General features: G+C 73.5%; 9 protein-coding genes. 6 read left to right on the top strand and 3 right to left on the bottom strand.

The annotated features are described in order from the left end of the window. Positions 1-201: 201 nt before the first annotated feature. From ESG85_RS00205 to ESG85_RS00185, 5 genes are all read left to right on the top strand, one after another. On the top strand, positions 202-954 hold the full coding sequence (locus ESG85_RS00205) for a GntR family transcriptional regulator (RefSeq protein WP_128975944.1): 753 nt from the start codon (positions 202-204) through the stop codon (positions 952-954). Positions 955-1,211: 257 nt separating this feature from the next. Further along, positions 1,212-1,391: an SPOR domain-containing protein gene (locus ESG85_RS00200; protein ID WP_128975943.1), complete on the top strand. Its 180-nt coding sequence runs from the start codon at positions 1,212-1,214 to the stop codon at positions 1,389-1,391. A 102-nt stretch (positions 1,392-1,493) separates the two neighbouring features. Beyond that, positions 1,494-2,012 (top strand): (deoxy)nucleoside triphosphate pyrophosphohydrolase, encoded by a 519-nt coding sequence (locus ESG85_RS00195; protein ID WP_128975942.1) that lies wholly within the window; start codon positions 1,494-1,496, stop codon positions 2,010-2,012. A gap of 109 nt (positions 2,013-2,121) precedes the next feature. Next, positions 2,122-2,538, top strand: coding sequence for an ATP-binding protein (locus ESG85_RS00190; protein WP_128975941.1), 417 nt, complete (start codon positions 2,122-2,124; stop codon positions 2,536-2,538). Positions 2,539-2,682: 144 nt separating this feature from the next. Further along, entirely contained in the window at positions 2,683-5,553 is a 2,871-nt protein-coding gene (locus ESG85_RS00185; protein WP_128975940.1) for a SpoIIE family protein phosphatase, read from the top strand. A gap of 81 nt (positions 5,554-5,634) precedes the next feature. On the opposite strand, the gene ESG85_RS00180 is transcribed toward ESG85_RS00185, so the two are convergent. Together ESG85_RS00180 and ESG85_RS00175 are read right to left on the bottom strand one after the other, a co-directional pair. Then, complete coding sequence (locus tag ESG85_RS00180) at positions 5,635-6,345, bottom strand: PspA/IM30 family protein (RefSeq protein ID WP_128975939.1); 711 nt, start codon at positions 6,343-6,345, stop codon at positions 5,635-5,637. A 92-nt stretch (positions 6,346-6,437) separates the two neighbouring features. Then, positions 6,438-8,582, bottom strand: a complete 2,145-nt coding sequence (locus ESG85_RS00175) for a TPM domain-containing protein (RefSeq protein ID WP_128975938.1) — start codon at positions 8,580-8,582, stop codon at positions 6,438-6,440. 206 nt (positions 8,583-8,788) lie between these two features. Here ESG85_RS00175 and ESG85_RS00170 point away from each other — a divergent pair, with 206 nt between their 5' ends. Next, a complete protein-coding gene (locus ESG85_RS00170; RefSeq protein WP_128975937.1) occupies positions 8,789-9,808 on the top strand; it encodes a glycoside hydrolase family 18 protein in 1,020 nt (339 codons plus the stop codon). A gap of 54 nt (positions 9,809-9,862) precedes the next feature. Here the strand turns inward: ESG85_RS00170 and ESG85_RS00165 are convergent, their stop codons facing one another. Next, a complete protein-coding gene (locus ESG85_RS00165; RefSeq protein WP_128975936.1) occupies positions 9,863-10,636 on the bottom strand; it encodes a succinate dehydrogenase/fumarate reductase iron-sulfur subunit in 774 nt (257 codons plus the stop codon). Positions 10,637-10,638 lie beyond the last annotated feature (2 nt).

The raw sequence follows: 10,638 nt of genomic DNA, 5'->3' as shown, positions 1-10,638 counted from the left end.
GTGCGGCGGGGCCGGTCGTGGGGAGCCCGCCGGGTCCGGCCGCAACGGCGGGGATTCCGACGGAAGTTCGGTGGCTATACCCGCGGCAGAGGTTTACGTAAAGACAAGTCATCACTTCGAGTGAAACTCTGGCCCATGCTTGCGGGCGCGCACCGTCGGTTGTCACGCTGTAGCTCACAGTCAACCTGAGGGGAGTGTCCAGTGACGTTCGGTGAGCAGCCGGCCTATCTGCGTGTGGCGAGCGATCTCCGGGAGAAGATCGCCAACGGCTCGCTTCCTCCGCACACCCGGCTCCCCTCGCAGGCGCGCATCCGCGAGGAGTACGGGGTCTCGGACACCGTCGCACTGGAGGCCCGCAAGGTCCTCATGGCCGAGGGTCTCGTCGAAGGCCGCTCGGGCTCGGGGACGTACGTGCGCGAGCGCCCGGTGCCCCGCAGGATCGCCCGCTCCGGCTACCGGCCGAGCTCCGGAGCGAGCCCCTTCCGGCAGGAGCAGGCCGCCGAAGAGGCGCGCGGCACCTGGGAGTCCGGCAGCGAGCAGGAGCGGGCGAGCGCCGAGATCGCGGCCCGGCTCGGCATCGAGCCGGGGGAGCGGGTGATGCGCACGCGGTACGTGTTCCGGGACGCGGGCGAACCGATGATGCTCTCCACCTCCTGGGAGCCGCTCGCGGTCACCGGCCGCACCCCGGTGATGCTGCCCGAGGAGGGGCCGCTGGGCGGTTGCGGGGTCGTCGAGCGGATGGCCGCGATCGAGGTGGTCGTGGACAACGTCGTGGAGGAGGTCACCGCCCGCCCCGGGCTCGCGGAGGAGCTGCTGACTCTGGGCGGGGTGCCGGGTCACGTGGTGATGGTGATCGAGCGGACGTACTACGCCTCGGGCCGCGCGGTCGAGACCGCGGACGTGGTCGTCCCGGCCGACCGCTACAAGCTCGCCTACCACCTGCCGGTGCGGTGACGGGAAGCGCGGGGCGGGAAGCGCGGTGATGGGAAGCGCGGTGACGGGAAGCGCGGTGACGGGGCGTCGGAGTACCCGGCGCGGGGGCGCCTGAGGGCGTCGCGAGCGCCCCCGACCGCTAGTTACCGGCCAGATACATATCTCTTTGTGAAAACCCGTATCCGCTGTGTAAATGTCAGGCGTAAGCTCGGGCATATGCGCAGCGCGGTTTCCAGGAGATCGTCAGACATGGCCGGACCGGCGGAGGGGGAAGCCTGATGAGCGACAGCGGTCCCGACCTTGCCTGGCTCGTCATACGCCAGGACGACAACGGCAACCGCTACCGCGTCGGCAGGTACGCGACCAAGGACGAGGCACAGAAGGTCGCCGACAGCCTCGACGACCGCGGACACAAGCAGCTCTACTGGGTCGAGCGCATCGGCCAGCCCGCGCTCTGAGCCCGCGTCCCGGGGCACGCCCGGGCCCCCGGCACTGACCAGCCGGCCAGGGCCCAGGGCCCTCCGGCGGATCAGGGTCGGCCAGGCCCTAGGCTCCCGGGTATGACCGATCGCAGTGCCGGCCCCGTCGTCGTGGTCGCCGGGGCCCTGTACGACCGGGGGCGACTGCTGGCCGCGCGCCGCAGCGCCCCCGCCGAACTCGCCGGCCGCTGGGAGCTGCCCGGCGGCAAGCTGGAGCCGGGGGAGAGCCCCGAAGAGGCCCTGGTCAGGGAGTTGCGTGAGGAGCTCGGCGTCGAGACCGAGACGATCCGGCGCATCCCCGGCGAATGGCCGCTGAAGCCCGGTTACGTCCTGCGGGTCTGGGCCGGCCGGCTGCTCTCCGGTGATCCCGAGCCGCTCGAGGACCACGACGAGCTGCGCTGGCTCGCCCGTCACGAGCTGGACTCCGTCGACTGGCTCGACCAGGACCGCCCCGCCGTGGCCGAGGCCGCGCGCCTGCTTCCCGAGGTCCCCGGCGCCGCCCTCGGTGATGACCCCGCCGATCCCGCCACCGATCCCGCCGATCCCGCCGCCGACCCCGCCGATCCCGCCGGCGGTCCGGTGGAGGGCACGCGGGGCTGACTCCTACGCCGTTCGTGCCACCGCGCGCCGACGGGGCCGTGCGGTGCGATATCCCACTCCAAATATCGGGTATGTCGTGATTAACCCCCCGAAATAGGACGTGGGCCTCGTGATCGACACCGAAGGCGACTGCGCCGAGTGGCACTTTCCCGCGGAGGCCAACGCCGTGCGCACGGCTCGTCACGCGGTACGCGACACCCTCAGGGCGTGGCGGCTCGACTCCGTGGTCGGCGACCTGACCGTGCTCCTCGTCAGCGAACTCGTGACCAACTCGCTCCGCTACGCCTCGGGGCCCATCGGCGTCCGCCTCGTGCGCCTGAGCCCCGACGGAACCCGCCCCGGCCCCGCCCTCCTGGTGGAAGTCTCCGATCCGCTTCCGGACGGACCCACCGAGCGGCCCGCCGGACCCGACGACGAAGGCGGCCGGGGACTGCAGCTCGTGGCCTGTTCCGCCCGTCGCTGGGGCACCAAGGCCGGCCGCCACGGGAAAACCGTGTGGTTCGAGCTGGCCCTGCCTGGTGAGTAAACAGGGTGGGACGACGATCAGCGGGGCTCGGCCGGAAACGAACGAGACCACCCTGTGATCGTGAACGTCGTGCCGACGGGGGCCATGGTGCTGAATACTGCCGTCATGGCCGGTCCGGTGCGGTGAGCTGGAGGGGACGGTCGCGTGAGCGAGATACCTGAGACGGCGAGCGGTGTCGTGTGGCAGAGCAGCCCGCCCGGGTCGATCTATGACTACATCCGGGTCGCCTCCTTCTCGATAGGCCCCGACGGGCTCGTCGACCAGTGGAGCAGGCGCGCCGTCGAGCTCTTCGGCGTCACCGTCGAAGAGGCCATGGGCAAGGACCCGGTGGCCGCCTTCCTCCCCTCCGACCTGCGCGCACGCGGACATCGCAGGGTCCGGGAGATCCTCGACGGCAAGGAGTGGACGGGCCTCGTCCCGTTCCGTGTCCCCGGGAAGAACCGACCGCACGGCATCGCCGAGATCTACGTCATGCCGAGCGAGACCCGGAGCGGCGAACGGGCCGCGCTGTGCATCGTGGTCGACGTCCGTGCCCTCCGCCGCATCGAGACCGACCTTGCCGCCTCGCAGGCCATTTTCGGCCAATCGCCGTTCGGCTTCCTGCTCTTCGGCACCGACCTCACCGTGAAGCGGGCCAACCGCCGCTTCGCCACGGTCTTCGGCGGCTCCGCCGACGACCACCGCGGCCGGACCGTGCACGACTATCTCGCCAAGGCCGAGGCCGACCGGATGACCGCCGCCCTCCGCAAGGTCCTGGAGACCGGCGAGTCCGTCGCCGACCTCCAGATCGCCGGCGCCGCGCCCGGCTCCAGCGACCGCCGGCACTGGTCGGTGAACCTCTACCGCGTGCACAGCGGCTCCGGCCGCCCCATCGGCGTCGCCGGGCTCGGCATCGACGTCACCCGCCGGCAGAACGCCGCCCGCGAGGCGGCCAGCGCCCGCCGTAACCTCGCCCTCCTCAACGCGGCCGGCGCCCGCATCGGCAACTCCCTCGACCTGGAGGCCACCGCCAGGGAACTGCTCGACGTCGCCGTCCCCGGCTTCTGCGACCTCGCCGCCGTCGACCTCTACCAGGGCCTGCTCACCGGCGACGAGGCCCCGCCCGGACGGTGGGGCAGCTCCCACGACGTCGGCTACGGCTCGGGCAGCGCCGAACTGCGTCGCGTGGCGGTCGCCAGCGCCGTGTCCGACGCTCCCGTACGGGTCGGAAAACCCCGCCCGAGCGGGGACGACGGACCGGTCGCACCGGCCCAACCGGCCCAACCGGGCCCACCGGTCGCACCGGCCGCGGCGAAGGAGACGGCTGAGGCGACGGAGGCAAGGAAGACGGCGGGGACGGCAGATACACCTGTGCCGGCCAGGGCGGCAGGTACACCTGGGCCGGACGGGGCGGCAGATGCGCCTGGGCCGGACGGGGCGGCGGATACGCCTGTGCCGGCCGAGGCCCGCGAGGCCGCCGCGTCTGCCGGCTCGGCCACGTCCCCCAGCTCGCCCGGGGCCGGCGACGCCGGCAGGGCCCCCGGCGGTGGGCTCTGTTGCGACGAGAGTCCCATCGAGGTCGGGTCCGTCCACCGTTACGCCTTCAACTCGGCCTGTGCCGGGGCCCTGCGCACCGGCAGGCTGCGCACCGTGCCCGGCGCCGAGGGCGGCATCGTCCAGTCCACGCTCGTCGTGCCGATGGTCGCCCACGACACCGTCGTCGGCCTCGTCCAGTTCTCCCGGGCCAAGGGCAGCGAACCGTTCGGGGAACGCGACCGCGCCCTCGCCGTCGAACTCGCCGCCCGCGCCGCCGTCTGCATCGACAACGCCCGCCTCTACCGCCGCGAGCACGAGCGGGCCCTCATCCTCCAGCGCAGCCTGCTGCCCCCGGGCGACCCCGAGGCCGCCGGACTCGACATCGCCTGCCGCTACCTCCCCGGCACCGTCGGCTCCGAGGTCGGCGGCGACTGGTTCGACGTCATCGAACTGCCCGGCCACCGCACCGCGCTCGTCATCGGCGACGTCATGGGCCGCGGCCTGCGCGCCGCCGTCGCCATGGGAGAACTCCGCACCGCCGTGCGCACCCTCGCTCAGCTCGACCTCGAACCGGCCGAGGTCCTCTCCCACCTCGACGAGATCGCCCGCGGCCTCGGCGCCCCGGCCGGCGCCCAGCAGTCCGCCCGCGCCCACAAGGCGCGCGGCCCCGAGCTGTCCGAGGTGTACCTCGCCACCTGCGTCTACGCGGTCTACGACCCGGTGACGCGGCGCTGCACCTTCGCCAACGCGGGCCACCTCCCGCCCGTGCTCGTCGAACCCGGCGGCGAGGCCCGGCTCCTCGACGTACCGCCCGGGATGCCGCTCGGGGTCGGCGGCGAGCCCTTCGAGGAGGTGCAGGTCGACCTGCCCGAGGGCGCGCTCCTCGCGCTCTACACCGACGGTCTCGTCGAGTCCCGCGACCATCCGCTCGACGAGGGCCTGAGCGCCTTCCGCAGCGCCCTCACCGATCCGGGACGGCCGCTCGAGGACGTCTGCGACCACGTCCTGACCACCCTGGACACCCGGCACGGCGAGGACGACATCGCCCTGCTCATGGCGCGCATCCAGGGGCTGCCCAGCGAGGCCGTCGGCGACTGGCGGCTGCCCAGGGAGCCTCGCTCGGTCGGCCGCGCCCGGGAGCTGGCCCGCGCCCAGCTCACCGCCTGGGAGCTCGAACCCCTGGTGGACACTGTGGAACTGCTGGTCAGTGAGCTCGTCACCAACGCCCTGCGGTACGGAGAGGGCGAGATCAGGCTGCGGCTGCTGCGCGACCGCACCCTGGTCTGCGAGGTGTGGGACGCCGGCCTGGTCCAGCCGCGGCGCCGCCGGGCCAAGGACACCGACGAGGGCGGCCGCGGGCTGCAACTGGTCGGTCTGCTCAGCGCCGCCTGGGGCTCGCGCCGTACGCCGCGCGGCAAGACGGTGTGGTTCGAACTCCAGCTGCCGGACGGCGACGGCGCCGCCGAACCCACCGTCGACCAGCTGCTCAGCATGTTCTGAGGACGTCCGAGGAGGTTCTGCGAGCAGATCCCGCGAGCAGATCCCGCGAGGAGATCCTGCGGGGAGGTCCTCCGGGGCCGCTCAGGCGCCCTTGAGCGCGGCGAGCCGGGCCTCGACCTCGGCCTGGTCGCCGAGCGCGTCGAGCTGCTCGAACTGGGCGTCCAGCGAGGAGGCGGCGAGTTCCTGCCTGCCCAGGGCCTTCGCCTCCTCGCGGCGCACCTTGTCCTCGAAGCGGCTGAGCTCGCTGGTCGGGTCCATGACGTCGACGCTCTTCACCGCGTCCATCATCCGGTTCTGCGCCTGCGCGGACTTCGCCCGCGCGACCAGCTCGTCCCGCTTGGCGTGCAGCTCGCCCAGCTTGGCCTTCATCCGGTCGAGGCCGTCCCTGAGCTTGGCCACGACCTCGGTCTGTGCGGCGATGGTCGGCTCGGCCGTCCTCGCCTCCCGCTCCGACTGGAGCTGACGGCCCAGCGCCACCTTCGCCAGGTTGTCGAAGCGGTCCGCCTCGTCGGTTCGTCCGCCGGTCCGCAGCTCGTCCGCCTTGCGGCTGGCGGCCAGGGCCTTCTCGCCCCACTCCTTCGCCGCGTCCACGTCCTCCCGGTGGTCCTGCTCCATCAGCCGCAGGTTGCCGATGGTCGCCGCGACCGCCTCCTCCGCCTCCGCGATGTTGTTCGCGTAGTCGCGGATCAGCTGGTCCAGCATCTTCTGCGGATCCTCCGCCTGGTCCAGCAGCGCGTTGATGTTCGCCTTCGCCAGCTGGGCCACCCGGCCGAGGACGGTCTGCTTGCTCATGGTCGGACTCCTTGCGTACGGCGCGTTCGGTTCGGGTCGTCGGCGATGAGGACGTACGGACGGGCGTGGGCCCGCGAGGGGGAGGGGGCGTGTCAGAACCGGCCGCCACCGCCCAGCCGGCCGCGCGTGCCACCGCCGCCGAAGCTGCCGGGCCCGCCGCCGAAGCCGCCGCCCCCGAAACCGCCCCCGAAGCCGCCTCCGGAGCCGCCGAATCCGCCGTGGCCGCCCCCGCGTCCGCCGCCGAACAGACCGCCGAGGATGATGCCGCCGAGTACGGCTCCGCCGAGCCCGCCGCCTCCGGTGCCGCCCGCCCCCGCCGCACCGCCCAGGCCGTTCGGGTTCCCGTACGCCCGTACGTCCTGCTCCGCCAGCTCCTGCGCCCGCCGGGCGAGCGCGTCCGCCTGCCGCGCCTCGGCGAGCGCCGACGCCGGGTCGTCGTCCGCCAGCTCCGCGGCCCGGTCGAGCCGCCGCCGGGCCTCCGCCAGGCGCGTGCGGGCCTCGGCGCCGACCGCGCCGCGATGGGTCGTGACGTAGTCGGCGGCGGCGCCGACCGCGGACCGGGCGGTCAGCGTCACCTGGTCCAGGAGCGCCCGGGCGCGCCGGTTGCCCGACTCGTGCTCCCGCGCGCCCTCCAGGGCCTCGTCGAGCGCCGCGTCCGCCTCCTCGACCCTGCGCAGCGCGTCGATCGGGTCGTAGCGGCCGGACTCCACCGCGGTCCGTACGGCGGCGAGCACCGACTCGGCCCGGCCGATCCGGCCCCGCAGGTCGGCCGTCGGTACGTCCTCCGCGGTGCCCTGGAGCAGTCCGCGGGCGTCGGCGAGGTCCGCCTCGGTCTCGGACAGGGCCCCGGACAGCTTGCCCACCGCCTCCGCGAGCTCCTGGGCCCGCCGGTCGACGGCCTCGATGAGCCGGGCCGCCTGGTCGACGGCTCCCTCGGCGGCCCTGATCTGGACGGCCGCGCCGCCGCTGTCGCCGCCGTCGACCAGCTGCCGGGCCCGGTCGATGGTGCCGGTGGCGAACACCAGGCGGTCCTTGGCCTGTTCGACGTCTCCGGACACCGGGGCCGCGGCGGCCTCGGTGTACCGCTCGCGCATGGCCGTCAGCGCCGCCTCGGCGGTGCCGACCCGGCCGGTCTGTTCGCGGAACGCCTCCTCGACCGAGGCCAGCGCCTGCGGGGCGTTGCGCTCCAGGTCCCGCAGCCGGTCGAAGCCGGCGGACTCGGCGTCGAGGCGGGCGTCGGCGTCGGCGCAGCGCCGCAGGATCTCGTCCAGCATGGACCTGCGGGTGGCGTCGTCCTCGGGGACGGCGTCGTCGAGCTGCTGGCGCAGCCGGAACGCGGTGGTGAGCTCGCCCTCGGCGAACCGCACGGCCTCGGTGAAGGGCCGCACCGCCTCCTCGCCAAACTGGGCGGTGGCGAAGCCCAGTTCCTCCTGGCTGGTGCGTACGGCGTCGTCGGTGGCGACGAGCGTCCGGCGGGCCTTCGCGTCCAGTTCGTCGAGCGCGGGCAGGGCGGGAACTCCCTTGGGCGCGCCCCAGCCGGTGCCGCCGGCGGCGGAACCCCAGCCGCCGCCGCCCGGTGTGGTGCGGGTGGCGGTCCTGCGGCGGCGCCGGGCGTAGGTCCAGGCGGCGAGGGCGCCCGCGCCGCCGACCAGGGCGACGGGCAGGACGAGGTCGGAGGCGGAGGTCGAGTCCTCGGACGGGGTGCCGCCGGGGTCGGCGGGGCCGGGGGTGATCGCGGGCGTGGGGACGGGCTGTCCGGCGAGCACGGCGGTGTAGCCGTCGGCGGCGCCGATGGCGGCGCCCGCCCAGTCGTTCTGCCGCAGGGCCGGTTCGATCGCGGTGCGCGCCACGTCGTCGAGCTGGGCCTGGGTGAGGCGCGAGTCCGGGTCGGCGGAGTAGCCGTACTGGCGGTCGTGGGTGGCGACGGCGAGGAGGACGTCGTCGTCGCCCAGTCCGTTCCGTTCGGCGGTGGCGTCGGCCCAGTTCTGCGCGCCGCGGCCGGAGAAGTCCCGTACGTAGACGACGAAGAGCTGCACGCGCCGGGCGTCGTAGAGCCCGTCGAGGGCCTCGACGACGGCGGCCCTGCGGTCGCCGAGCGCGTCCACGCGGTCGGTGATCTGTCCCTCGCGGGACAGGACGACGGGCTCGTCGGCGTGGGCGCCGGGTGCGGCGGGCACGATCAGCCACCACGCCGCCGTCAGCGTCGACAGCAGGACTCGGGCGGCTCTTCGCGTCACAGAAGCGAGGTTATGTCCGGTCTTGTCCCCTCGCGACCGGGCCGGGGCCGGACGGGAGAGGGGCGCGCAGCGGCGGAAGGGGTCGCGGAGAGGAAGGGAACGGCATCCGCGGGGACGTGCGGAAACCATTCTCCACAGGCTCGCGTCACTGTCGGTAGCCACCGCTACGGTGGTTCCCGTGACATGACGACCTTCGGGGGGCCGAGATGACCGGACGGTGGAAGCGTGCGTGGCGACGAGGGCGCTGGTTCGTCCTCGCGCTCGTCCTCGTGCTCGTGGTGCCCGTGCTGGCCGCGGGCACGGCGCTCCGGCTCAACTACACCGGGGAGCTCCGCGCGGACGCGAAGACCCGGGGCAAGGACGCGATATGGCTTGGGCACGCCTGGGTCGACGGCCGGAAGAGGGACGCCGACCTGATCGCGTTCGCCGCGCGGATCAAGGACACCGGCATCCGTGACCTGTACGTGCACGCGGGGCCGCTGGAGCACGACGGCACCCTGCCCGCCGATCGCTACCCCCGGGCCGCCTGGCTGATCGGCGCCGTGCACCGCACGATGCCGGGCATACGGGTGCACGCCTGGCTGGGCGACGTCCTCGCGACGGAGGGGCCGGACGGGCTGCGCCTGGAGGACGCCGGCTCGCGGGCCGCGGTGGTGGCGTCGGCCCGGCAGATCCTCGACGCGGGCTTCGACGGCGTCCACTTCGACCTGGAGCCGCTGCACTCGGACGACGCCGCCTACCTGTCGCTGCTCGACGACCTGGGGACGCTGACCCGCGCTCGCAAGGCGCCGCTGTCCGTCGCCGCGCACCAGATAGACCCGCTGCCGGCCGCCCACGCGGCCCTGGGCGCGGTCAGCGGCAGCGAGAAGTGGTGGTCACAGGAGTTCTTCGGCCAGGTCGCCCGGCGCGTGGACCAGATAGCCGTGATGTCGTACGACACCTGGATGCCGCTGGAGGGCATGTACGGCGGATACGTCGCCCAGCAGACCAGCCTCGCCCTGGAGGTGACTCCCGAGGAGACCGATCTGCTGATGGGGCTGCCCTTCTTCCACGAGGACGACCTCGGCCACCACGAGTCGGCCGAGACCGTCGCCGCGGCCGTCCGCGGCGCCCGCCTCGGCCTGGGCCGCACCGACCCGGACCGCGAGCGCTTCGGTCTCGCCCTGTACGCCGACTTCGCGGCCGAGGAACGCGACTGGACGGCCTACCGGGAGGGCTGGCACTGAACCGGTGCTCCGAGCGGTCGCGGGCCGGCCGGGTGATCAGGCGCGGCCGGGTGATCAGGCGCCGTTCCTCCGCCGGATCCTGTTCCCCAGCCACACCACCGGGTCGTACCTGCGGTCCACCACCCGTTCCTTCATCGGGATCAGGGCGTTGTCCGTGATCGCGATGCCCTCCGGGCACACCTCCGTGCAGCACTTGGTGATGTTGCAGTAGCCGAGGCCGTGGTCGTCCTGGGCGGTGCGGCGCCGGTCCAGGCCGGACTCCTCGGCCGCGTCCAGCGGGTGCATGTCGAGTTCGGCGATGCGCATGAGGAAGCGCGGGCCCGCGAAGACGGGCTTGTTCTCCTCGTGGTCGCGGACCACGTGGCAGGTGTTCTGGCACAGGAAGCACTCGATGCACTTCCGGAACTCCTGCGAGCGGTCCACGTCCTCCTGCTTCATCCGGTACTCGCCCGGCGCGAGCCCGGCGGGCGGCACGAAGGCCGGGATCTCGCGGGCCTTCGCGTAGTTGAAGGAGACGTCCGTGACCAGGTCCCGGATCACCGGGAAGGCCCGCATCGGGGTGATGGTGACGGTCTCGTCCCGCGCGAAGACCGACATCCGGGTCATGCACAGCAGCCGTGGCCGTCCGTTGATCTCGGCCGAGCAGGAGCCGCACTTGCCGGCCTTGCAGTTCCAGCGGACGGCCAGGTCGGGCGCCTGGGTGGCCTGGAGGCGGTGGACGATGTCGAGCACCACCTCGCCGTCGTGCACCTCCACCGTGTAGTCGGTCAGCCCGCCGCCGTCGGCGTCGCCGCGCCAGATCCGGAACCTCGCGTCGTACGTGCTCATGC

The organism is Streptomyces roseicoloratus (assembly GCF_004117935.1).
Classification (GTDB): Bacteria; Actinomycetota; Actinomycetes; order Streptomycetales; family Streptomycetaceae; genus Streptomyces; species Streptomyces roseicoloratus.
Note: the sequence above shows the minus strand (reverse complement) of the source record. Positions and strands in the feature narration are given on the sequence as shown.